Annotated in this window: 24 protein-coding genes; 6 read left to right on the top strand and 18 right to left on the bottom strand. The window is 59.2% G+C overall.

All coding sequences use genetic code 11. The features are described from left to right. The first annotated feature begins 187 nt into the window (after positions 1 to 187). From LOY36_RS22160 to pdxH, 3 genes are all read left to right on the top strand, one after another. A complete protein-coding gene (locus LOY36_RS22160; protein WP_258670995.1) occupies positions 188 to 1,333 on the top strand; it encodes a serine hydrolase domain-containing protein in 1,146 nt (381 codons plus the stop codon). Positions 1,334 to 1,448: 115 nt separating this feature from the next. Further along, the gene (locus tag LOY36_RS22155) at positions 1,449 to 2,441 is read left to right on the top strand and encodes an OmpA family protein (protein ID WP_258670993.1); all 993 of its coding nucleotides are present in this window, start codon (positions 1,449 to 1,451) and stop codon (positions 2,439 to 2,441) included. 24 nt (positions 2,442 to 2,465) lie between these two features. After that, on the top strand, positions 2,466 to 3,113 hold the full coding sequence (gene pdxH, locus LOY36_RS22150) for a pyridoxamine 5'-phosphate oxidase (protein ID WP_258670991.1): 648 nt from the start codon (positions 2,466 to 2,468) through the stop codon (positions 3,111 to 3,113). Positions 3,114 to 3,118: 5 nt separating this feature from the next. Here pdxH and LOY36_RS22145 read toward each other — a convergent pair whose 3' ends face one another. Continuing rightward, positions 3,119 to 3,355 carry a hypothetical protein gene (locus LOY36_RS22145; RefSeq protein WP_258670989.1) on the bottom strand — a complete coding sequence of 79 codons (237 nt, stop codon included), beginning with the start codon at positions 3,353 to 3,355 and terminating at the stop codon, positions 3,119 to 3,121. Positions 3,356 to 3,521: 166 nt separating this feature from the next. On the opposite strand from LOY36_RS22145, the gene LOY36_RS22140 reads away from it, so the two are divergent. Beyond that, on the top strand, positions 3,522 to 3,986 hold the full coding sequence (locus tag LOY36_RS22140; RefSeq protein ID WP_019647884.1) for a glycine zipper 2TM domain-containing protein: 465 nt from the start codon (positions 3,522 to 3,524) through the stop codon (positions 3,984 to 3,986). Positions 3,987 to 4,051: 65 nt separating this feature from the next. On the opposite strand, the gene LOY36_RS22135 is transcribed toward LOY36_RS22140, so the two are convergent. The 4 genes from LOY36_RS22135 to nhaA form a co-directional block, all read right to left on the bottom strand. Next, positions 4,052 to 4,306 carry a cloacin immunity family protein gene (locus LOY36_RS22135; RefSeq protein WP_258670986.1) on the bottom strand — a complete coding sequence of 85 codons (255 nt, stop codon included), beginning with the start codon at positions 4,304 to 4,306 and terminating at the stop codon, positions 4,052 to 4,054. A 235-nt stretch (positions 4,307 to 4,541) separates the two neighbouring features. Further along, positions 4,542 to 4,796: a cloacin immunity family protein gene (locus LOY36_RS22130; protein ID WP_258670984.1), complete on the bottom strand. Its 255-nt coding sequence runs from the start codon at positions 4,794 to 4,796 to the stop codon at positions 4,542 to 4,544. A 7-nt stretch (positions 4,797 to 4,803) separates the two neighbouring features. Continuing rightward, positions 4,804 to 6,021, bottom strand: a complete 1,218-nt coding sequence (locus LOY36_RS22125; protein ID WP_258670982.1) for an S-type pyocin domain-containing protein — start codon at positions 6,019 to 6,021, stop codon at positions 4,804 to 4,806. A gap of 120 nt (positions 6,022 to 6,141) precedes the next feature. Further along, positions 6,142 to 7,329 carry a Na+/H+ antiporter NhaA gene (gene nhaA, locus LOY36_RS22120; protein ID WP_258670979.1) on the bottom strand — a complete coding sequence of 396 codons (1,188 nt, stop codon included), beginning with the start codon at positions 7,327 to 7,329 and terminating at the stop codon, positions 6,142 to 6,144. Between the two features lie 250 nt (positions 7,330 to 7,579). Between nhaA and LOY36_RS22115 the strand changes: the two genes are divergently transcribed. Then, entirely contained in the window at positions 7,580 to 8,674 is a 1,095-nt protein-coding gene (locus LOY36_RS22115) for a PLP-dependent cysteine synthase family protein (protein WP_019647886.1), read from the top strand. Between the two features lie 96 nt (positions 8,675 to 8,770). Here LOY36_RS22115 and LOY36_RS22110 read toward each other — a convergent pair whose 3' ends face one another. From LOY36_RS22110 to LOY36_RS22100, 3 genes are all read right to left on the bottom strand, one after another. Beyond that, complete coding sequence (locus LOY36_RS22110) at positions 8,771 to 10,384, bottom strand: NAD(P)/FAD-dependent oxidoreductase (protein WP_018926906.1); 1,614 nt, start codon at positions 10,382 to 10,384, stop codon at positions 8,771 to 8,773. Between the two features lie 95 nt (positions 10,385 to 10,479). Continuing rightward, entirely contained in the window at positions 10,480 to 11,145 is a 666-nt protein-coding gene (locus LOY36_RS22105; RefSeq protein WP_258670975.1) for a COG3650 family protein, read from the bottom strand. Between the two features lie 181 nt (positions 11,146 to 11,326). Further along, positions 11,327 to 11,926 (bottom strand): short chain dehydrogenase, encoded by a 600-nt coding sequence (locus LOY36_RS22100; protein ID WP_258670973.1) that lies wholly within the window; start codon positions 11,924 to 11,926, stop codon positions 11,327 to 11,329. Positions 11,927 to 12,032: 106 nt separating this feature from the next. Here LOY36_RS22100 and LOY36_RS22095 point away from each other — a divergent pair, with 106 nt between their 5' ends. Next, entirely contained in the window at positions 12,033 to 12,941 is a 909-nt protein-coding gene (locus LOY36_RS22095) for a LysR family transcriptional regulator (RefSeq protein ID WP_019647889.1), read from the top strand. Positions 12,942 to 13,130: 189 nt separating this feature from the next. On the opposite strand, the gene LOY36_RS22090 is transcribed toward LOY36_RS22095, so the two are convergent. From LOY36_RS22090 to livH, 10 genes are all read right to left on the bottom strand, one after another. After that, positions 13,131 to 13,616 (bottom strand): DoxX family protein, encoded by a 486-nt coding sequence (locus LOY36_RS22090; RefSeq protein ID WP_258670969.1) that lies wholly within the window; start codon positions 13,614 to 13,616, stop codon positions 13,131 to 13,133. Further along, positions 13,613 to 14,374 (bottom strand): DUF2063 domain-containing protein, encoded by a 762-nt coding sequence (locus tag LOY36_RS22085; protein ID WP_258670967.1) that lies wholly within the window; start codon positions 14,372 to 14,374, stop codon positions 13,613 to 13,615. The genes LOY36_RS22090 and LOY36_RS22085 overlap by 4 nt, the downstream gene beginning before the upstream one ends. Next, positions 14,371 to 15,225 (bottom strand): DUF692 domain-containing protein, encoded by an 855-nt coding sequence (locus LOY36_RS22080; RefSeq protein ID WP_258670965.1) that lies wholly within the window; start codon positions 15,223 to 15,225, stop codon positions 14,371 to 14,373. The genes LOY36_RS22085 and LOY36_RS22080 overlap by 4 nt, the downstream gene beginning before the upstream one ends. 26 nt (positions 15,226 to 15,251) lie before the next feature. Further along, positions 15,252 to 15,557: a DUF2282 domain-containing protein gene (locus LOY36_RS22075; protein ID WP_258670963.1), complete on the bottom strand. Its 306-nt coding sequence runs from the start codon at positions 15,555 to 15,557 to the stop codon at positions 15,252 to 15,254. 216 nt (positions 15,558 to 15,773) lie between these two features. Then, a complete protein-coding gene (locus LOY36_RS22070) occupies positions 15,774 to 16,466 on the bottom strand; it encodes an RES family NAD+ phosphorylase (protein WP_026345678.1) in 693 nt (230 codons plus the stop codon). Next, positions 16,460 to 16,864 carry an antitoxin Xre-like helix-turn-helix domain-containing protein gene (locus LOY36_RS22065; RefSeq protein ID WP_019647893.1) on the bottom strand — a complete coding sequence of 135 codons (405 nt, stop codon included), beginning with the start codon at positions 16,862 to 16,864 and terminating at the stop codon, positions 16,460 to 16,462. The genes LOY36_RS22070 and LOY36_RS22065 overlap by 7 nt, the downstream gene beginning before the upstream one ends. 215 nt (positions 16,865 to 17,079) lie before the next feature. Then, positions 17,080 to 17,781: an ABC transporter ATP-binding protein gene (locus tag LOY36_RS22060; protein WP_007935860.1), complete on the bottom strand. Its 702-nt coding sequence runs from the start codon at positions 17,779 to 17,781 to the stop codon at positions 17,080 to 17,082. Next, the gene (livG, locus tag LOY36_RS22055) at positions 17,782 to 18,549 is read right to left on the bottom strand and encodes a high-affinity branched-chain amino acid ABC transporter ATP-binding protein LivG (RefSeq protein ID WP_018926895.1); all 768 of its coding nucleotides are present in this window, start codon (positions 18,547 to 18,549) and stop codon (positions 17,782 to 17,784) included. It lies immediately after the preceding gene. Continuing rightward, positions 18,546 to 19,802, bottom strand: a complete 1,257-nt coding sequence (locus tag LOY36_RS22050; protein ID WP_019647894.1) for a high-affinity branched-chain amino acid ABC transporter permease LivM — start codon at positions 19,800 to 19,802, stop codon at positions 18,546 to 18,548. Before LOY36_RS22050 ends, livG begins: the two co-directional genes overlap by 4 nt. Beyond that, on the bottom strand, positions 19,799 to 20,722 hold the full coding sequence (livH, locus tag LOY36_RS22045) for a high-affinity branched-chain amino acid ABC transporter permease LivH (protein WP_007935857.1): 924 nt from the start codon (positions 20,720 to 20,722) through the stop codon (positions 19,799 to 19,801). Before livH ends, LOY36_RS22050 begins: the two co-directional genes overlap by 4 nt. Between the last annotated feature and the right edge of the window lie 214 nt (positions 20,723 to 20,936).

Below are 20,936 nucleotides of genomic sequence, written 5' to 3'. Positions count from 1 at the left end.
AATACAGGTTTTTGCGACCGCTTCGCAGTCGAACGGGGGCAAGCCCCCTCGCCACGGGGATTGCATTGTTGATGTCTGTGGCATTTCCATAACCGGGCGACCACCCGGCCCAACCCTGTTCCCAAATCCCTCAAGGGCTGGAACAATGCGGGCCACTTTGTAGAGCGTTTATCCGGGAGAGTTGCGGGTGCAGATTCAGGGTCATTACGAGCTTAAGTTCGAAGCGGTGCGTGAAGCGTTTGCAGCGCTGTTCGACGATCCTCAGGAACGCGGCGCGGCGTTGTGCATCCGGATCGGTGGTGAAACCGTCCTCGACCTTTGGGCCGGTACCGCCGACAAGGACGGCCATGAGGCCTGGCACAGCGATACCATCGCCAACCTGTTCTCCTGCACCAAAACCTTCACCGCCGTGACGGCGCTGCAATTGGTGGCTGAAGGCAAGCTGCAACTCGATGCCCCGGTCGCCCGCTACTGGCCTGAGTTTGCCGCCGCCGGTAAAGAATCCGTGACGCTGCGCCACTTGCTCTGCCATCAGGCCGGACTGCCGGCCCTGCGCGAGTTGCTGCCCCCCGAAGCGCTTTACGACTGGCAGACCATGGTCGATGCCCTGGCCGCCGAAGCGCCGTGGTGGACGCCGGGCGAAGGTCACGGTTATGCGGCGATCACCTATGGCTGGCTGGTCGGTGAATTGCTGCGTCGTGCCGACGGTCGTGGGCCGGGCGAGTCCATCGTGGCGCGGGTCGCCAAGCCTTTGGGGCTGGATTTCCACGTCGGCCTTGCCGACAAAGAGTTCCATCGTGTGGCGCACATTGCCCGTGGTAAAGGCAACGTCGGCGATGCCGCGGCCCAGCGCTTGCTGCAGGTGACCATGCGCGAACCGACGGCCATGACCACTCGGGCCTTCACCAACCCGCCGTCGATCATGACCAGCACCAACAAGCCGGAATGGCGGCGCATGCAGCAGCCGGCCGCCAATGGCCACGGCAACGCCCGCAGCCTGGCCGGTTTCTACGCCGGACTGCTTGATGGCAGCCTGCTGGAAAGCGAAATGCTCGACGAGCTGACCCGCGAACACAGCGTTGGCGAAGACAAGACTTTATTGACCCGGACCCGCTTCGGTCTGGGTTGCATGCTCGATCAACCGGACGTACCCAACGCCACCTACGGCCTCGGCCCACGGGCGTTCGGTCACCCGGGTGCTGGCGGCTCCATCGGTTTTGCTGATCCGGAACATGATGTGGCCTTCGGTTTTGTGACAAATACCCTTGGGCCGTACGTCTTGATGGATCCACGAGCGCAAAAGCTTGTGCGAGTACTGGCCACTTGTCTGTAAATCACGTTTAAGGGGGCCAGGGCTGGAACCCGAAAGCCTTTGTGGTTTCAAAGCGTCAGTTTTGGCCGGGGTCAACCCGGTCTGACTTTTAATTACCTCATTTTGTGGATACCCAATGTCGTCCAATAAAACCCTCGCCCTGGCCCTGTGCTTCGCTATCACCGGTTGTGCACAAACCCCACAAAATGATGCCGCAGGTGGCAGCAGTTGGTGGCCGTTCGGCTCTTCCGACAAGGTCGCGACTAAAGAACCCGCCCCGGCCCCGGCGCCCCTGAAACCTGCTGCCGCAGCACCCGTCGCCAAGGCTGAAGCCGATACCGGTGGCAAATGGTGGTGGCCGTTCGGCGGCAAGGAGCAGAGCACCAGCACCGCCAAAGCAGCCGTGCCGATGCCCGATCCGAAAGTTACCCAAGCCTGGCTCGACGACTACGAACCGCGCCTGCGCGAGGCGGTCAAGGGCAGCAACCTGCAACTCGAGCGCCGTGAAAACGTGCTGGTCGTCACAGCTCCGGTAGAAGGCTCGTTCAACCCGGACCGCCCGGCCATGCTGCTGCCGGTGACCCTCGCTCCGTTCACCCGTGTCGCGAAAATCCTCGAAGCCGATCCAAAGACTGCCGTGCTGGTACTCGGTCACAGTGATACGTCGGGTGCCGCACCGGCCAACGTGAAACTGAGCCAGGAGCGCGCCCAGGCGGTGGCAGCGATCTTCCGTCTCAGCGGTCTGCAGCGTGATCGCCTGATGTTGCGTGGCATGGGCGGTGACGCACCGCGCGCCGCCAACGACAGTGCTGAAGGTCGTGCCTTGAACCGTCGCGTCGAGCTGTTGTTGACGCCGCAAAACACCATGGCCGCGCTGCTGAGCAAGTACAATATGCCGGCTCCGGCACCGGTAACCAAAGTCGTCGCGCAAGACGTCAAGCCAGTGGCCAAGCCTGTGACCCCGGAACCGGCTGCGAAAAAAGCGGCTGCCTCGTCGAAGAAAAAGGCACCGGCCAAGAAAGCGGCCGCCAAGGCTCCAGCCAAAAAGGCACCCGCGAAAAAGGCCGCACCGGCCAAAGCCGCTGTCGACTCGAAGAGCGCCACCGCCACCGATGCCACAAAGAAGTGATTCGTTAACCAAAAGGAATGCGCCATGACCCGGCCCTTGGCAGATATGCGTCGCGATTACACCCGAGATGGCTTGACCGAGGCGCAAGCCCCGGCCGAGCCGTTCGCACTGTTCCATCAGTGGTTTGCCGATGCGGTGAAAACCGAGCAAGTACCGGTGGAGGCGAATGCCATGACGCTGGCCACCGTCGACCAGGACGGTCGGCCGCATTGCCGCATTCTGCTGCTCAAGGGCCTGGACGAGCAGGGCTTTACGTTCTTCACCAACTACGAAAGCGACAAGGGTCAGCAATTGGCAGCCAATCCATTTGCGGCCATGACGTTCTTCTGGCCGGCCCTGGAGCGCCAGGTGCGCATCGAAGGGCGGGTGGTGAAGGTCACGCCTGAAGAGTCCGACGCCTACTATCAGGTTCGTCCTCTGGGCAGTCGTCTCGGTGCCTGGGCGTCGCCCCAGAGCCGGGTGATCGCCGATCGCGGCGAACTGGAAGCGCTGCTCAAGGACACCGAGCAGCGTTTCAGCGACACTCAGCCTCACTGCCCCGAACACTGGGGCGGTTATCGCTTGCTACCGGAACGCATCGAATTCTGGCAGGGCCGTCCGAGCCGTCTGCACGATCGCCTCAACTACCGCTTGCAGGGTGCGGACTGGGTGCGTGAGCGCCTGGCCCCGTAAACGGTCTACCGATCGGGATACCCTGCCGCAGCGGCCTCAAGCCACTGTGGCAGGTCCCGACGCTTGATCTTCTGCGCTTGAGCGTTCGCCAATTGCTGGAGCATGAAGGCTCTTTTTTGTTGGTCTTTACCCGCCAGTGACAACGCCAGATCGCGGTCCACCCAGCGTTTTATCCGCACGTACAACCACCAATGGAAATACAAACCGGCGATGGTCGTGACGACAATGATGAAGTAATCCATGATAATCCTTGGGTCAGCGGCGCAGATTTTGTAATTTGACGCTACTGTGGTGAGTTCGAGAAGTGCCTGTACCAGGCCTGAATGAAACCAATTTTATCCGGGCGATGCCGTGACAGGCGTCAAGCTGCGGGTTTTAATGGATACCTGTCCTATGGAGTTTGATGCTATGCGTAAGTCTGTTTTGCTGGTTGCTTCCTTTTCCACGATGGCGATGTTGCTCTCCGGTTGCCAATCGAGCCTGACCGGTGACTCCTACTCCCGTGACGAAGCGCGTCGCGTGCAGACGATTCGCATGGGCACCATCGAAGCTCTGCGTCCGGTGAAAATCGAAGGCACCAAAACCCCAATCGGCAGCGCTGCGGGCGCAGTCGTGGGTGGTGTCGGCGGTAGCGCCGTCGGCGGCGGTCGCGGCAGCATCGTTGCGGCGGTCATCGGCGCTGTAGCGGGTGGCCTGGTGGGCTCGGCTGCCGAAGAAGGCCTGACCCGTACTCAAGGCGTTGAAATCACCGTACGCGAAGACGATGGCAGCATGCGCGCCTACGTGCAGGAAGTTCAGCCAAACGAAGTGTTCCGTGTGGGTGAGCGTGTGCGGATTTCCACTGTGGGTGGGACCAGCCGCGTTTCGCACTAAGCGGGAATGTAGGGTAAAAGAAAACCCCGATCAGGTGACTGGTCGGGGTTTTGTATTTTTGGAAATTACCATACTTGCCGATATCGGAATGCAACCTGGTAATCATAAGCGGCACTATTGATTTTATGCGCGAACAGAGGCTGGAGTTCAGGTATCCAAGCCGGTAAAACATCAAATCTGCCGTCGTAGATTTCGCTTTCCGCCATCAGACCTAATGCATCGATTATTGATCCGTCATCACCGAGGTCAGCGGAGTATTCTTTTCCGGCTCCTATTTCCGTTTCTTTGTCATACCAGTCCAATCTGACCTTCAGTCCCATCTTGCCCTCACAAATACTTTTTAATGCTGCGGTTTTTTTTAGGTGGGTCTATTTGCTCGCCTGTTTATTGATCGTTCCCACGCTTTGCGTGGGAATGCATCTCGTGACGCTCCGCGTTACCAGTGCGCAGGATTCAAGCCTAACGTCGCCATCGGAGCGCAGAGCGTCCCCGGCGGCATTCCCACGCGGAGCGTGGGGACGGATCAATGTTCGAAAGTCCTTGGTCGTGTGAAATCTACCAGCTGTCACGATAGACAAACGCTACCTGATAATCATAAGAGGATAAGTTAATGATGTGATGGAAGTGGGGCTGAAGAATACTGACCCAGTTGGAATTCACATCAAACCCGCCGATATTTATATTGTTTTCAATTGGCATTCCCAATGCTTCAATTACCGAACCGTCATTACCAAAGTCTTTCGATAACTCCTCTCCTTGGCCTATTTCAGTCTTTTTGTCATACCATTCAAGTCTTATTTTTAGTCCCATAGAATCCTCATAAATATTTTTTGATGCTGCGGTTCTTCTTGGGTGGGTCTAGTTGTTCACCAGTTTTATGGTCGAATGAGCCTAGGTGACTGCCATCACTTGAGCGATACGCCTCAAGCTCGCCGTGTAGAAAGTCCCACTCGTAGATTGTTCTACCCTTTGCATCCATCCAGCGATCTCGGAGGCCTCCCTTGTACGGGGTTTTCTTTTTTACTCTCGTTAGGTCAGGAAATGCAGTGATGTCCTTGGTTTCGGGAGCCGGGTGGTAGGTATGACCTGCTTCGGCCGTACCTTTGCGGCGAACACTCACCACAATATAAACCGGCAACACCCCCGAATCCGCCGGAAACACCAGAATGAAATCCTTGTACTCAGGCGGATACACCGGGTTCACGATGATGCTGTCAGCCGCCTTCGTCGGCGGGTAAACCCAGATGTGCGGCGCTTGTGGCGCAGATTCCAAAGCGGGGATGCCGAGAATTTCTGAACCGTCCTCGGCCGGCGTCCAGATCAGCTCAACGCCGTCCCCGAGATCAGCCACTTGCTGACTGCCGCGCAAGCTGAATTGCACGACGTCGACCATCTCCCAGTCACGGTTCTTGCCGGTGTAGAAACCGTATCCCTTGAGACTGCCATCAGCCTGTTGCTCGACCCGCAGACGCACGCGAGTGCGGGCCTGTTTGAGGGATCGCAGTTGTTCTTCGGTGTAGAGAGAGCTGTCGCCAAGGCTTGACGGTATGACCAGAGCCACCAGGCCTGCCAAGGTAGCCGCAGCGGTGCTGGCGGCGACGGTGGGTAATGCGGCGAACGCTGAGCCACCCAGGGCGAAGCTGCCGAAACCCGCAGGGATGGCGGTGCCACTGATTTTCTTCAGCGGCACCACACCGGTTTCATCAGCCTCGCGGGCGCCGAGCAGAACCAGTTCGCCGTAGTCTTTCAGGCTGTCGGTCGGAACAACTCCGGAGGTGTTCGTGTAGTCGATGATTGCATCAGGCAGTTTGCAGGACTTGGCGAATACGCATCCCGCGCGGGCAACGTTGTCCTTTCTCGCTGCGACTTGAAGGCTGTCTTCGAAGGTTTGCTGCCTTGCGAGCATGGCGTCGTAGGCGTTTTGTCTGGCATCACGCTCGGCCAATTCGGTGGCCGTCATGAATCGGTGAGTGACGTGATGCCCGTCACCTGACGGTGGGTTTTGCACCCGGGGGATGTCCTTGTGGCCAGCCACTGATTGTCCTTTCGCTCGTCCATCGGCAGCCCCCAAAGAGGGGCTGCACGACGTTAACGAACGTGGCTAATCGTGGCTGTAGGACGAATCCTCAATGTCGCTAAGAGTGTTCTCTATCGCTCAGGAAGGCAGCGCAGCGCTCTTGCGACTCGCCGCCGCCGTCACTGCATAACCGATCAATGCCGCCAGGATCGAGCCGGTCAAAATCCCCATCCGATCCATCCCGGCGAATTCACTGGCGCCGGGCACGAAGGCCAGGGAGCCGACAAACAAACTCATGGTGAAGCCGATACCGCAGAGGATCGCCACCCCCATGATCTGGCCCCAGTTGGCGCCTTGGGGCAGGGCGGCGATGCCGATTTTTACCGCCAGCCAGGTCAGGCCGAAGACACCGACGGTCTTGCCCAGCAACAGGCCGACGGCGATGCCCATCGGTACGTGATGGGTGAAGCTTTCGACGGTCACGCCGCTCAGGGACAGGCCGGCGTTGGCGAAGGCGAACAGCGGCAGGATGCCGTAGGCCACCCACGGATGCAGGGCATGCTCCAGGGTCAGCAGCGGCGAAGGCTCGGCGTTTTTCGTGCGCAGTGGAATGCAGAAGGCCAAGGTCACACCCGCCAGCGTCGCATGCACGCCGCTCTTGAGCACGCAGACCCAGAGGATCAGCCCGATGATCATGTACGGCCCGAGTTTCACCACACCAAGTCGGTTCATTCCGATCAAGGCCGCGATGCAGGCCGCGGCCAGCGCCAGGGACAGGGTCGACAGAGCGCCGGAATAGAAGATCGCAATGATGATGATTGCGCCAAGGTCATCGATGATCGCCAGGGTCATCAGGAACAGTTTCAGCGACACCGGCACGCGTTTACCCAGCAGGGCCAGTACGCCGAGGGCGAAGGCAATGTCGGTGGCCGTCGGGATGGCCCAGCCACTCAGTGCGGTCGGGTTGTCGCGGTTGAGGAACCAGTAGATCAGCGCCGGCACCACCATGCCGCCAATTGCGGCCGCGCCGGGCAGGACGATCTGCGATGGTTTCGACAGTTGGCCGTCGAGGACTTCGCGCTTCACTTCCAGGCCGATCAACAGGAAGAACAGGGCCATCAGGCCGTCGTTGATCCACAGCAGCAGCGGCTTGGCGATCTTCAGCGCGCCGATCTGAGCCACCACGGGGGTGTCCAGCAGGCCGTTATAGAGCCACGACAGCGATGAATTGTTGATGATCAGGGCCAGGACAGCTGCGGCGATCAATAGCAGACCGCTGGCAGCTTCCAACTGAAAGAAACGCGTGAACGTGCTACGCAGAGGCAAGGTCGCTCTCCATCGATGAATTCAAAAGGTGACACACCCTAACCCGTACTGTTAGTTGTTAAAACAAAAGTTATATTCTTTTTTGTTATATGTCGTTACAACGTGGGCGGTCAGCAAAGGCCTGAGCCTAGCAGTTGCCGGACGTATTGGACCCCAGCTGTATCTGTGCGTGGTGTAGGTTTTTTCCTAAGCTTGTGGGCTGAGCCTTGCGACAAGGCCAACTCTTGCCCGATTCAACGAGAAAACCACCATGAGCGACAACCGACAGTGGTCCCGCGAAGCCATCCGAATCATCGAAGCCGACTTCCAGCGCAGCGCCGACACCCACCTGATCCCCTTGCCGCTGCCGGGGTTGCCGGGCATCGAGTTGTACTTCAAGGATGAGTCGAGCCATCCCACCGGCAGCCTGAAACATCGGCTGGCGCGCTCGTTGTTCCTCTATGCGCTGTGTAACGGCTGGCTCAAGCCCGGTGCGCCGGTGATTGAAGCGTCCAGCGGTTCGACGGCGATTTCCGAGGCGTATTTCGCCCGTTTGCTGGGTTTGCCGTTCATTGCGGTGATGCCCGCGAGCACGTCCAAAGAAAAGATCGCGCAAATCGCTTTCTACGGTGGCAAGAGCCATCTGGTGGACGATCCGACGCAGATTTACGCTGAGTCCGAACGCCTGGCTCACGAACACGACGGGCATTTCATCGACCAGTTCACCTACGCCGAACGCGCCACCGACTGGCGAGCGAACAACAACATCGCCGAATCGATCTTCCATCAGATGCGCTTCGAGCAGCACCCGGAGCCGAGCTGGCTGATTTCCAGCCCTGGCACCGGCGGCACCACCGCGACGCTGGGCCGTTACGTGCGCTATCGCCAGCATTGCACCCGTGTGCTGTGCGCCGATGCCGAGCGTTCGGTATTTTTCGATTACTACAAGACTGGCGACGCCAGCCTGCGCCTCGATCACGGGTCACGGATTGAAGGCATTGGACGGCCGCGTGTCGAAGCGTCGTTCTTGCCCAAAGTCATCGATGCAATGGTCAAGGTGCCGGATGCGTTGTCGCTGGCGGCCATGCATTATCTGGCGCAACGTTTGGGGCGACGGGTTGGCGGTTCGAGCGGGACTAACCTGATCGGCGCCTTGATGGCAGCCCAGCAGATGGCGACGGCGGGGGAGTCGGGATCGATCGTGGCGATTCTGTGCGATGGCGGCGAGCGCTATGCCGACACCTATTACGATCAGGCCTGGCTCAAGGCCCAGGGGTATGAGTTGAGTGGTTTGATGGACGCGGTGGCAGCCAGCGTCGAACGCGGCGAGCCGCTGCCAGCGACCGTGTTGCGCGCCAATATCTGAGGAAAGCTAAAAGATCGCAGCCTTCGGCAGCTCCTACAGGGAGTTCACCATCCCACGTAGGAGCTGTCGAAGGCTGCGATCTTTTGATGTTAAGGCTTAAGCCTCAAGCCCAAGAATGTCTCGGGCCACTGCTTCGGCAATGCGAATCCCGTCGACGCCCGCCGACAGAATCCCGCCCGCATAACCCGCGCCTTCACCGGCCGGGAACAAGCCCTTCACGTTCAGGCTCTGCATCGACTCGTTACGGGTAATGCGCAGTGGCGAAGAGGTGCGCGTCTCGATCCCGGTCAACACGGCGTCGTGCAGCGAGTAGCCACGAATCTGCTTCTCGAATGCCGGCAAGGCTTCGCGAATCGCTTCGATGGCGAACGCCGGCAGGGCCAGGGCCAAGTCACCCAAGGCAACGCCCGGTTTGTAGGACGGCTCGACGCTGCCCAATTCGGTGGACGGCTTGCCGGCAATGAAGTCGCCGACCAGCTGCGCCGGTGCTTCGTAGTTGCTGCCGCCCAGCACAAAGGCGTGGGATTCCAGGCGTTCCTGCAACTCGATGCCGGCCAGTGGGCCGCCCGGATAATCGACTTCCGGGGTGATGCCGACGACGATCCCGGAGTTGGCGTTGCGCTCGTTACGCGAGTATTGGCTCATGCCATTGGTAACCACGCGATTCGGCTCGGAGGTCGCCGCCACTACAGTGCCGCCCGGGCACATGCAGAAGCTGTAGACCGATCGACCGTTTTTGGCGTGGTGCACCAGTTTGTAGTCGGCAGCGCCGAGTTTCGGGTGGCCAGCATATTTGCCCAGGCGCGCGCGGTCGATCAGCGACTGCGGGTGCTCGATGCGGAAACCCACCGAGAACGGCTTGGCTTCCATGTATACGCCACGGCCGTGCAGCATGCGGAAGGTGTCCCGGGCGCTGTGGCCGAGGGCCAGAATCACGTGTTTCGAATGGATCTGTTCACCGCCATGGAGTTCGACGCCCACCAGTTGGCCGTCGTCGATCAGCACATCGGTCACCCGTTGCTGGAAGCGCACTTCGCCGCCCAGGGCGCGAATCTGCTCACGCATGTTTTCCACCACACCGGTCAGACGGAACGTCCCGATGTGCGGCTTGCTGACATAGAGGATTTCTTCTGGCGCGCCGGCCTTGACGAACTCGTGCAGCACCTTGCGACCGAGGAATTTCGGGTCTTTGATCTGGCTGTAGAGTTTGCCGTCGGAGAACGTTCCCGCGCCGCCTTCACCGAATTGCACGTTGGATTCGGGGTTGAGCACACTTTTACGCCACAGGCCCCAGGTGTCTTTGGTGCGCTGGCGCACTTCGGTACCGCGTTCGAGGATGATCGGCTTGAAGCCCATCTGCGCCAGCACCAGGCCGGCGAAGATCCCGCACGGGCCGAACCCGACCACGATCGGACGCTGGCTCAGGTCGGCCGGTGCCTGGCCGACCACTTTGTAGCTGACATCCGGCGCCACGTTGACGTTACGGTCATCGGCGAACGTGCGCAGCACCGCCGCCTCATCGCGAACGTTGAGGTCGATGGTGTAGATGAAACACAGTTCGGAGGACTTTTTGCGCGCATCGTAGCTGCGCTTGAACAAGGTGAAGTCGAGCAGGTCATCACTGGCGATGCCCAGGCGCTGCACGATGGCAGGGCGCAGGTCTTCTTCGGGATGGTCGATCGGCAACTTGAGTTCGGTGATTCGTAACATGGCGGGATCCGGTTCGCGGGGCGCACAACTGCGCCAAGGCGTTTGAAGCCCGCGATTATAAGCCTCAAAGGATGATTCCCGTGAGGCTAAAACGATCAGTCGTCACGCGATCCGCCGAAATACCCGCAGCCGCGTTGCACCTGGCCGTCGATACGCAACTCGGCGCTCATGTGCTGCACGCTGCCGGTGCTGCTGTCGACGCAACGTTGCGGCGCGACCCAGAGCTCGATGCGCTGATTATTGGCTTCGGTGCTGAGGTTGAAGCGGCCATCGCCCAGTTGCTCTTCAACGTACGGCAGGGCCAGGGGCGGCTGACCAGCGCGGTCGATGATCATGCCCTTGCCACTGACCTTGACGTTCCACTCCGGGCCGTGGCCGGCGGCGCGCAGGATCAGCTGCTTGAAATTGGGATCGTCGCACGCCGTGCCCGAGCGCTCGACGCGGTACAGCTGCGTAAGGTCGAGTTGGCTGTCAGCACCACTGGTAACGATCCGGCCGCGCACATCGGCGAACAGCTTGCCCTGATCATCGGCCAGGGTCGCGGCCTCTTGCAGGATGCTGGTGCCACCGATGTCATTGACCACGAAACTGCGCTGCTCATTACACGGCTGGAACAGCAGCTTGCCGTCGGCCGCCGTCAATTGGCCCTGCATGCGGGTCTGGCCCACATGGGAAGCACTTTGCCGTGGGCCATCGAGCAGTTGGCAAGCGGCGAACAACGGAAGCAGGGCAACAAGTACCAGGGATCGGGCAACACGCATCTTTGAGTCTCCAGACAAGTGTCGCCACGTTACTCAGCCTGACCGTTCATCACAACCCTGCGATGCCCTCGCTTTTCCGAAATCAAGATCAAAAGATCGCAGCCTGCGGCAGCTCCTACTGGGTGTACGCCGAGCCTTTTGTAGGAGCTGGCGAAGCCTGCGATCTTTTGATTCTGGTGGTTTAGCCGACGCGATAGGTCTGGCCGGTCTGCAGGCCTTCCACGCTTTTGGCGTAGGCCAATGCCACGTCGGCGGCGGGAACCGGTTTGAAACCACGGAAGTACGGCGCATAGCTGCCCATGGCTTCGACCAGCACGTTCGGGCTGACCGAGTTGATGCGCAGACCGCGTGGCAGTTCGATCGCCGCCGCACGAACAAAGGCGTCGAGGGCACCGTTGACCAGCGACGCGGAGCTGCCGGTACGAATCGGATCGTGACTGAGGATGCCGGTGGTGAAGGTGAATGACGCACCGTCATTGGCGAATTCCCGGCCGATCAGCAGCAGGTTGACCTGGCCCATCAGCTTGTCGCGCAAGCCGAGTTCGAAGTCTTGTTCGGTCATGGTGGCCAGCGGCACGAAGTTGACACTGCCGGCAGCGCAGATCAGCGCATCGAAGTTGCCGGTCTGTTCGAACAGTTTGCGGATCGAGGCGCTGTCACTGATGTCGACCTGGAAATCACCGCTTTTACGGCCGATACGAATGATTTTGTGGCGCTGGGACAGTTCATGGTCAATGGCCGAACCGACGGTGCCAGAGGCGCCAATCAACAGAATTTTCATCGTGCTGTTCCTTAAATGGGTTGGATTTAAAGTTAAGTCTAGTGTGGTTTTTTTTATAAATAAGCGTGCTAATGGGCAACCTTTGGTTTTCAAATGGAAACAATCCATGAGTGAAATGGACGATCTGGCAGCGTTCGCGGTATTGATCGAGGCGGGCAGTTTCACCTTGGCCGCCCAGCAACTGGGTTGCAGCAAGGGGCAACTCTCCAAGCGCATCAGCCTGCTGGAAACGCGCTTTGGCGTGGTATTGCTGCAACGCACCACTCGCCGCTTGAGCCTGACGGCGGCGGGTGCGGCGTTGTTACCGCAAGCCCAGGCACTGGTGGTGCAAGTGGAGCGTGCGCGTCAGGCGTTGGCGCGGCTGAAAGACGACATGGCCGGCCCTGTGCGGATGACGGTGCCGGTTTCACTGGGGGAAACGTTCTTTGACGGCGCACTGCTGGAATTTTCCCGGCAGTACCCCGAGGTGCAGATCGAGCTGGAGCTCAACAACCACTACCGCGACTTGTCCCGGGACGGGTTTGACTTGGCGATCCGCTCGGAAGTGGCCAACGACGAACGCCTGGTCGCCCGACCGCTGTTGGCCTGGCACGAAATGACCTGTGCCAGCCCCGCGTATCTTGAGCGATTCGGTGAGCCGCTGACGCCTCAGGCACTGGCCGAACACCGCTGCCTGCTCAACAGCCATTACAGCGGTCGCGAAGAATGGCTCTACCACCAACAGCACGAATTAACGCGGGTGCGAGTGTCGGGTCCGTTCGCCAGCAACCATTACAACCTCTTGAAGAAAGCTGCACTGACCGGTGCGGGCATTGCGCGTTTGCCGTCCTATCTGTTGCAAGAGGAATTGGCTGATGGACGTTTACGCTGGCTCCTGCGTGATTATCAAACCCGCAGCATGCCGATGTATCTGGTGCATCCGTATCAGGGCGGGCTGCCGAAGCGTACCCAAGTGCTGGCGGACTATTTGATCGGTTGGTTCAAACGCAGTGGTGAGGCGTTGGATCGGTTGTAGGGTTAACCGTGATTGGTGCAATTGGCTTGGCTGACGGTGATCGATGTATTTGGATCGGCTGATGGTAATCGGCGTAGGAGCTGCCGAAGGCTGCGATCTTTTGATCTTGCTCTTTTCGGAGCCGCTGAAAATCAAGATCAAAAGATCGCAGCCTTCGGCAGCTCCTACAAGGGGATCTCTATCCAGCGTTTAGTGGGCGTAACGCCGGGCAATCAGGTGATCGATCGACAACTTGCCAGGTCCAGTCGCCATCAAGTACAGCAACACCGCCGCCCAGGTGCCGTGGGTCGGATACGCATCCGGGTACACGAACAGCTGAATGGTCAGGGTCATGCCCAGCAGCGCCAGGGCCGAAAAGCGCGTGGCGAAGCCGATCAGGATCAGCACCGGAAAGAAATGCTCGGCGAAGGCCGCCAGGTGCGCCGCCAGTTCCGGGGAGAGCAACGGCAGGTGATATTCGCTCTGGAATAACGGGATGGTCGAGTCCGCCAGCCTTGGCACGCCGAGTTCAAAGGTGCCGTCGATCAAGTCGATGGCCAGGCCTTCCACCTTGGTTTGCCCGGACTTCCAGAACACCGCGGCAATGGAAAAACGCGCGATAAAGGCGATCAGGCTGTGGGGGATTTTTTCCAGCAGCACGATGGCGCGGGCGATGGGGTTGTGCTGAATGTTCATAGCGATACCTGGTTGTGGTGTAAATGAGTGATGGCGTTGTGGCTGATCAGCAGTGCCAGGGTTTGGCTGAGATCGAAGGCAGACGCGCTTTCCAACGCTTGGCTCAAGGGCTGGCCGAGTCGCAGGTTCTGAATGAAGGTGCTGGCGCCGTGGTCGATGGCGAAGACCTCAACCTCCAGTTCATTGCGCAACACCAGCGCGTTTTGCCCGTGGCCGAGGTCGATTCCGGCCAGCGTCGCGTCCTGTTGATGCGCTGCCCAGATCGAGACCACGGCGAAGGCTGAAGTCAGCAGATTGAGGGAGGGGTGAAGCCCAAGCGTCAGCTCGCTCAGTGCCTGTGGGTTCGACAGCACGGCGGCGATTTGCTCATGGCCCAAAGGCTGCGCATCAGCGGCGTGATAGGCCTGAACGCGCAAGCGCTCCAGCCGCGCCACATCGGCCAGATAAGGCACGCTGGCTGCCGGTTCAAAACTGTCGATGAACTCGGCGAAGTCCTTGCCGTAGTCGTTGAGGAGTGGGCTCTGCGGTGGGCAACTCTGCACATACAGCCGTGCCATCGCCCGGAAAAACTCATCACCGACCAGCTGCACAACCACCGGATAACTGTCGGCCAAGGCGTCGATCAGCGAGCTCTGCACATTGTTGCGATACACCGCGAAACGGCTGGCCGGATCGGCACCGTTGGCGCTGCACAAACCCTCGGGGCAGGACCGTTGCGGATCGAGCAGGGCGGCGGTAAAAGCGGCTTGAATGCTCATTGCCGGCTCCCGGCGCGGTGCAACAACTCATCGGCATGCCGGGCTTCGGCGTGCAGCACGTTGAAGGCCGGTAACCGGTTGTCGCGTTCGATCAACGTGGCGATCGGGCCGACCCGCTCCAGCACCCGCGAGTACAGCGCCCACACCGCGTTATCGACGGGCGCGCCGTGATCGTCGATCAGCAGTCGGTCACCAAGGCTGTCGGTGTCTTCGGCAAACCCCGCCAGATGAATCTCTGCCACCGCGTGCAGCGGCAGGGCGTCGATGTAGACCAGCGGATCTTTTTGGTGATTGATGCAGGAAACGTAAACGTTGTTGACGTCCAGCAGCAGGCCGCAGCCGGTGCGGTGAATGACTTCACCGATGAAGTCGGCTTCATCGATTGTCGAGTGCTGGAACGCCAGGTATGTCGCCGGGTTTTCCAGCAGCATCGGGCGTTTGAGGGTGTTCTGTACCTGATCGATGTGCTCGCAGACGCGGTTCAGCGTCGGCGCATCGTAGGCCAGGGGCAGCAGGTCATTGAGAAACACCGGGCCATGGCTGGACCAGGCCAGGTGTTCGGAAAAGGAGTGGGGTTGATAGCGCTCGATCAGCGCGGCCAGCCTTTGCAGGTGCCGACCATCCAGCGGACCTTCGGCACCGATGGACAGGCCAACACCGTGCAGCGACAGCGGATACTGCTCGCGGATCAATCCCAGAAAATGATGAAACGGGCCGCCGGCCACCATGTAGTTTTCGGCGTGGACTTCGAAGAAACCGATGTCCGGTTGTGCACCGAGCACTTCACGAAAGTGCTCGGTCTTGAGCCCCAGCCCGGAGCGGGGCGGGAGCCCGGAGAATGAATGGTTCATGGTCGACACTCAGGCTGGGGGACTGATTACGACTTGGCTTTGTAGGCTTCCATCTGGCCGAAACCGGTTGGCGAGGTCTTGCTCATTGTGGTGGCGCAGGTGCCCTTGGGGACGAGCTTCCAGGCGTTGGCCTGGTAGTCGGTTTTGGCGGTGCCAGCGCAAGTGGTGCCAGCACCAGCGGCGCAATCGTTATGACCTTTCATGGCCACGCCGAAGCATTTTTCCATGTTGGCGTCAGCGGCATGGGCCGTGGAGACAACGGCGATGCTCAGGGCAGAACCAAGGGCCAGAACCAGGGCGGTGGCGGACAGGGTGCGGGTGGTAGCAGTCATGATGTTTCTCCGAAATTGAGCTTGGGTTGGCAAGCGTTTGTGCTTGCTTACCGCTCTAGAGAAACGACAGGGCGAGGTGTTACAGCTGACTGCAGATTTTTTTCAAAAATCCTCAAAACACCATCAATCCCCTGTGGGAGGGCGCGCGATAGCGTCATGACATTTAGCATTGATGCTGACTGACAACGGATTCGTGCTATCGCGCCGATAAGACAGTCATGCAATGCTGATTTTATTAACGCTAGTGATCTGGCCGTTCCAGATCATCTCGTAGTGGGCTGTTTGAATGACTGATGAGACTGGTCTGGGAGTCATCAGCGCCCAGCAGTAGTTGCCATGCATACGCACGGAGTTGTATCGCAGGCCAAGGCCCCCTGCATCCTTGACTGCCTTACCCAAGCGATGTGAGTGCGTGTAGTCGACGGGATCGTAGATAGGATCGTGCATCGGAATGGATACGGCATCCCTCATTGCTTCGTCAACGAAAGTGCAGGATAACCCCCGGAAAACAAACCTCTCGTAATTGAGACTCTGGACATTCGACCAATACTGGTTTTGGTGATGCTGTACCTCAGCCAGAGCAGTTTCCATCGAGGCAGCCAAGTACAACACGCCGAAACTGCCATCGCTGAAACGCGAGCCAGTTGGGTTGACGTGGGTGAAAGGGGCTGTCGCATAAGAGCATCCAGGGATGCCAAAGGGAATTTCCGCACGCGGTATCAGCTCAAGCCGACCTACCTCATTTTGCAGCCTCGGATTTGTGAGGGCCTGTATCTGATACAGAACATCAAATTCGTTCGCGTCCGCCACGTCGTCAAACAACGCAATGGGCGGAAACTTTGAATTGATCAATCGGTAGGCCTGCAACTGCTCACCGGCCAATACTGGCAACTGGCTCACCATTACCATTGTGCGCCTCGCAGCACGTCGATCCGCCGAAACGTCTCGTACAAGGAAATCATATCCCCCTGGGACATGATTTCGAGCGGGGTACGCCCGTTGAAGAACTCGTTTTCGTTCGCCATCGTCGGAAAACCATAGACGTTCTCAGGGTTATCAAAGACAAGACGCAGAGCGGCATGGATGTTGAGAATAAAACTGATGCGCTGCATCTGGTCTGAATCCAGGTTTACGGACCAATCGGGATCGCGCTGTTTTGCCCGTGAGTACGTACTGCGGGAAATGCGCAGGATACGACAGGCCTGATCGCCCGATGCCTGCCACTTTTCGAGTATGCCTACAGCTGCTCGCAAACCAGTCACGCACTGGTCTTTGGTGAATCCTTGTGCCTGGGAGGTTGCTGTCATGGTGATCACTTCTTGTTTGTCTGTAGATACAAATATATTCAAGATGACTCTATAGATCAATGGCGTTTATGAGGCGGGGCTCCTCCGACAGGGCTTCTTCTTTATCATTCAGGTTGTGCTAAAGATACACAGCCCCCCGTAGAAGCAGCCTTCGGTGAGGTTTGTGCCAGGCACAAAAAACGGCCCGAAGGCCGTTTTTTGTTTACCGCAAAGGCTTAACCGCCGAGGTACGCTTCGCGCACTTTCGGGTCGGTCAACAGCGCTTCACCGGTCCCGCTCATCACCACCCGGCCGTTTTCCAGCACGTAGGCACGGTCAGCGATTTTCAGGGCCTGGTTGGCGTTCTGCTCCACCAGGAACACTGTCACACCGTCCTTGCGCAGCTGTTCGATGATGTCGAAGATCTGCTGGATGATGATCGGTGCCAGGCCCAGCGATGGCTCGTCGAGCAGCAACAGCTTGGGCTTGCTCATCAGCGCGCGGCCGATGGCGAGCATTTGCTGTTCGCCGCCGGACATGGTGCCGCCGCGTTGGGCAAAGCGTTCTTTCAGGCGTGGGAAAAGTCCCAGAACCTTGTCCATCTGTTCCTGATAGTCGCCCTTGTCGGTGAAGAACCCGCCCATGGCGAGGTTTTCTTCGACGGTCAGACGGGCAAACACCCGACGGCCTTCCGGAACCACGGCGATGCTTTTACGCATGATGTGCGACGAGTCCTGGCCGACGAGCTCTTCGCCCATGTAGCGGATGCTGCCGCTGTGGGCTTGCGGCGAACCGCAGAGGGTCATCAGCAGGGTCGACTTGCCGGCACCGTTGGCGCCGATCAGGGTCACGATCTCGCCCTGGCGGACTTCGACGTTGACGCTGTGCAGCGCCTGGATCTTGCCGTAGAAGGTGGAAACGTTTTCGAACTGCAGCATTTACGCTTCCCCCAGGTAGGCTTTGATCACTTCAGGATTGTCGCGGATCTGCTCAGGCGTGCCGTTGGCCAACGGTGTGCCCTGGTTGATCACGAAGATATGGTCGGAAATGCTCATGACCAGTTTCATGTCGTGTTCGATCAACAGCACCGTCACATTATGCTCTTCACGCAGAGTGCCGATCAGCGCCTTGAGGTCGTCGGTTTCCCGCGGGTTGAGGCCAGCGGCCGGTTCGTCGAGCATGAGGATGCTTGGACGGGTCATCATGCAGCGGGCGATTTCCAGGCGGCGCTGCTGACCATAAGCCAGGGTGCCGGCCGGACGGTTGGCGAACTCCTTGAGGTTGACCTTTTCCAGCCAGAACTCGGCGTATTCCATGGCCTCGCGTTCGCTGCGGCGAAACGCCGGGGTCTTGAACAGACCGGCCAGGAAGTTGGTGTTCAGGTGGCGGTGCTGGGCGATCAGCAGGTTTTCCACGGCGGTCATGTCTTTGAACAGCCGCACGTTCTGGAAAGTCCGCACCACGCCTTTGCCGGCGATCTTGTGGCCGGGCAGGCCTTCGATCGCTTCACCATTGAGCTGGATAGTGCCAGCGGTGGGTTTGTAGAACCCGGTCAGGCAGTTGAATACAGTGGTCTTGCCGGCGCCGTTGGGGCCGATCATCGATACCACTTGTTTCTCTTTGACGCTCAAGGCTACGCCATTGACCGCCAACAGGCCGCCGAAGCGCATGCTCAGGCCATCTACTTTCAGGATCTCTCTGCTCATTTACGCAGCTCCATGTGAGGGCGTTGCATGGGCAGCAGACCTTGAGGACGCCAGATCATCATCAGCACCATCAAGGCGCCGAACATCAACATGCGGTATTCGCTGAAGTCACGCATCAGTTCGGGCAACAGGATCATCACGACAGCCGCGAGAACCACGCCCAACTGCGAGCCCATGCCGCCCAACACCACGATGGCGAGGATGGTGGCCGACTCGATGAAGGTGAACGACTCCGGTGTGACCAGCCCTTGACGCGCGGCGAAGAAGCTACCGGCGAAACCGGCGAAGCAGGCACCCAGGGTGAAGGCCGACAGCTTGATCACGGTCGGGTTCAGGCCCAGGGCACGGCAGGCGATTTCGTCTTCGCGCAAGGCTTCCCAGGCACGGCCGATCGGCATGCGCAGCAGGCGGTTGATCACGAACAGCGCGAACAGTGCCAGCAACAGCGCCACCAGGTAGAGGAAAACCACCTTGCTGACCGGGTTGTACGTCAGGCCGAAGAACTCGTGGAAGGTCTGCATGCCTTCGGCGGCCGTTCTTTCGAAGGTCAGGCCGAACAGCGACGGTTTGGGAATGTTGCTGATGCCGTTCGGTCCACCGGTGAGGCCCGTCAGGTTGCGCAGGAACAGACGGATGATCTCACCGAAGCCCAGGGTCACGATCGCCAGATAGTCTCCGCGCAAACGCAGCACCGGGAAACCGAGCAGGAAGCCGAAAGTGGCCGCCATCAGCCCGGCAATCGGCAGGCAGATCCAGAAGCTCAGGCCGTAGTAGTGCGACAGCAGCGCATAGCTGTAGGCGCCCACGGCGTAGAAACCGACGTAACCGAGGTCGAGCAGACCCGCCAGACCGACCACGATGTTCAGGCCCAGGCCGAGCAGCACGTAGATCAGGATCAGCGTGGCGATGTCCACCGCACCGCGTGAACCGAAGAACGGCCACACCAGTGCCGCGACGATCAACGCCATGATGATCCAGCGCTGGGTGGTCGGCAGGGTCAGGAAGTGGCTCGCGCTGGCCGGGATCAGTTTGCCCTTGGGCACGGAGCTCATGGCCGCCGAGTATTCGCGGTCGAACAGCACACGCAGGAACATCAGCACCGAGCAGGTGGCGATGATGATCAGCGTGGAGGTGCTGGCGCCTTCCACTTCGAGGTTGATCCCGGCGATGGACAGTTTCAGGCCGAGTACCGGATAGGCCACGGCCCATACCAGCAGGGCGCTGAACAGCGCCTGTTTAAGATTCCTAGTCATACTTTCTCAACCTCCGGACGACCCAGCAGGCCGGTTGGCCGGAATAACAGCACCAGGACCAGAAGGCCGAAAGCCACCACGTCCTTGTACTGGTCACCGAATATATCGGCGCCGAATGCTTCGGCTACCCCCAGCACCAGACCACCGAGCATGGCGCCCGGAATGCTGCCGATGCCACCCAGTACCGCCGCGGTAAAGGCTTTGAGGCCTACCAGGAATCCGGCGTTAGGGTTGATCACGCCGTACTGCATGCTCAGCAGTACTGCCGCCACGGCCGCCAGGGCGGCACCGATGACGAAGGTCAGGGCGATGATGTTGTTGGTGTTGATGCCCAGCAGGTTGGCCATCTTGATGTCTTCGGCACAGGCCCGACAGGCGCGTCCCAGACGTGAACGCGAGATGAACTGGGTGAGACAGAGCATCACCACCAGGGTCACCACGAACACCAGGATCTGCATGTAGGAGATCAGCACTTCCTCTGCGCCGCCTGGACCGAAGCTGAAGCTGCCCGGAATCAGGTTGGGGATCGATTTGTCCTTGGAGTCCTGCGAGAGCAGTACGGAGTTCTGCAGGAATATCGACATGCCGATGGCCGAGATCAGCGGGATCAGACGGTTACTGCCCCGCAGAGGGCGGTAGGCGATCCGTTCGATACTGTAGCCGTAGGCACTGGTCACTACGATGGTCGCCAGGAAAGCGGCGGTCATCAACAACGGCAGAGAATGGATACCCAGCATGGCCAGTCCGGCAAGGACAATGAAGGCCACGTAGGAACCGATCATGTAGACCTCGCCATGGGCGAAGTTAATCATTCCAATAATGCCGTAAACCATTGTGTAGCCAATGGCTATAAGGGCATAGGTGCTGCCAATGGTCATCCCATTAACCAGCTGTTGGAAGAAGTGATAGATCTCAGGCATTACAGCGCTCCTAAAAACCTGATACGCATTTCACTGGTGGAGTCATGTTCCGGCCCGGGCTGTGTGGTCTGTGGCCACCTTCGCACGAGCGTTTGCCAGCGAACCGCTGGTGACGGTTTTAAGATTTTCAGGTAAGCCAACTCCCGGATCGCGGGACTCTGACTCATTAATCTCGTAAAACAAAGCCCACTGCTTGCGCAGTGGGCTTTATTAA

Source organism: Pseudomonas sp. B21-019 (assembly GCF_024749225.1).
Taxonomy (GTDB): Bacteria; Pseudomonadota; Gammaproteobacteria; order Pseudomonadales; family Pseudomonadaceae; genus Aquipseudomonas.
This window is presented reverse-complemented; position numbering and strand designations above follow the sequence as displayed.

What these genes read in the sequence shown, in the direction of transcription:
- LOY36_RS22140 (WP_019647884.1), top strand. Translation starts at nt 3,522, where the DNA reads ATGCGTAAGTCTGTTTTGCTGGTTGCTTCCTTTTCCACGATGGCGATG.
- LOY36_RS22085 (WP_258670967.1), bottom strand. Translation starts at nt 14,374, where the DNA reads ATGAGCATTCAAGCCGCTTTTACCGCCGCCCTGCTCGATCCGCAACGG.
- pdxH (WP_258670991.1), top strand. Translation starts at nt 2,466, where the DNA reads ATGACCCGGCCCTTGGCAGATATGCGTCGCGATTACACCCGAGATGGC.
- LOY36_RS22095 (WP_019647889.1), top strand. Translation starts at nt 12,033, where the DNA reads ATGAGTGAAATGGACGATCTGGCAGCGTTCGCGGTATTGATCGAGGCG.
- LOY36_RS22100 (WP_258670973.1), bottom strand. Translation starts at nt 11,926, where the DNA reads ATGAAAATTCTGTTGATTGGCGCCTCTGGCACCGTCGGTTCGGCCATT.
- LOY36_RS22060 (WP_007935860.1), bottom strand. Translation starts at nt 17,781, where the DNA reads ATGCTGCAGTTCGAAAACGTTTCCACCTTCTACGGCAAGATCCAGGCG.
- LOY36_RS22130 (WP_258670984.1), bottom strand. Translation starts at nt 4,796, where the DNA reads ATGGGACTAAAAATAAGACTTGAATGGTATGACAAAAAGACTGAAATA.
- livG (WP_018926895.1), bottom strand. Translation starts at nt 18,549, where the DNA reads ATGAGCAGAGAGATCCTGAAAGTAGATGGCCTGAGCATGCGCTTCGGC.
- LOY36_RS22070 (WP_026345678.1), bottom strand. Translation starts at nt 16,466, where the DNA reads ATGGTAATGGTGAGCCAGTTGCCAGTATTGGCCGGTGAGCAGTTGCAG.
- LOY36_RS22105 (WP_258670975.1), bottom strand. Translation starts at nt 11,145, where the DNA reads ATGCGTGTTGCCCGATCCCTGGTACTTGTTGCCCTGCTTCCGTTGTTC.
- livH (WP_007935857.1), bottom strand. Translation starts at nt 20,722, where the DNA reads ATGCCTGAGATCTATCACTTCTTCCAACAGCTGGTTAATGGGATGACC.
- LOY36_RS22090 (WP_258670969.1), bottom strand. Translation starts at nt 13,616, where the DNA reads ATGAACATTCAGCACAACCCCATCGCCCGCGCCATCGTGCTGCTGGAA.
- LOY36_RS22155 (WP_258670993.1), top strand. Translation starts at nt 1,449, where the DNA reads ATGTCGTCCAATAAAACCCTCGCCCTGGCCCTGTGCTTCGCTATCACC.
- LOY36_RS22115 (WP_019647886.1), top strand. Translation starts at nt 7,580, where the DNA reads ATGAGCGACAACCGACAGTGGTCCCGCGAAGCCATCCGAATCATCGAA.
- LOY36_RS22050 (WP_019647894.1), bottom strand. Translation starts at nt 19,802, where the DNA reads ATGACTAGGAATCTTAAACAGGCGCTGTTCAGCGCCCTGCTGGTATGG.
- LOY36_RS22145 (WP_258670989.1), bottom strand. Translation starts at nt 3,355, where the DNA reads ATGGATTACTTCATCATTGTCGTCACGACCATCGCCGGTTTGTATTTC.
- LOY36_RS22110 (WP_018926906.1), bottom strand. Translation starts at nt 10,384, where the DNA reads ATGTTACGAATCACCGAACTCAAGTTGCCGATCGACCATCCCGAAGAA.
- LOY36_RS22080 (WP_258670965.1), bottom strand. Translation starts at nt 15,225, where the DNA reads ATGAACCATTCATTCTCCGGGCTCCCGCCCCGCTCCGGGCTGGGGCTC.
- LOY36_RS22135 (WP_258670986.1), bottom strand. Translation starts at nt 4,306, where the DNA reads ATGGGACTGAAGGTCAGATTGGACTGGTATGACAAAGAAACGGAAATA.
- LOY36_RS22075 (WP_258670963.1), bottom strand. Translation starts at nt 15,557, where the DNA reads ATGACTGCTACCACCCGCACCCTGTCCGCCACCGCCCTGGTTCTGGCC.
- LOY36_RS22065 (WP_019647893.1), bottom strand. Translation starts at nt 16,864, where the DNA reads ATGACAGCAACCTCCCAGGCACAAGGATTCACCAAAGACCAGTGCGTG.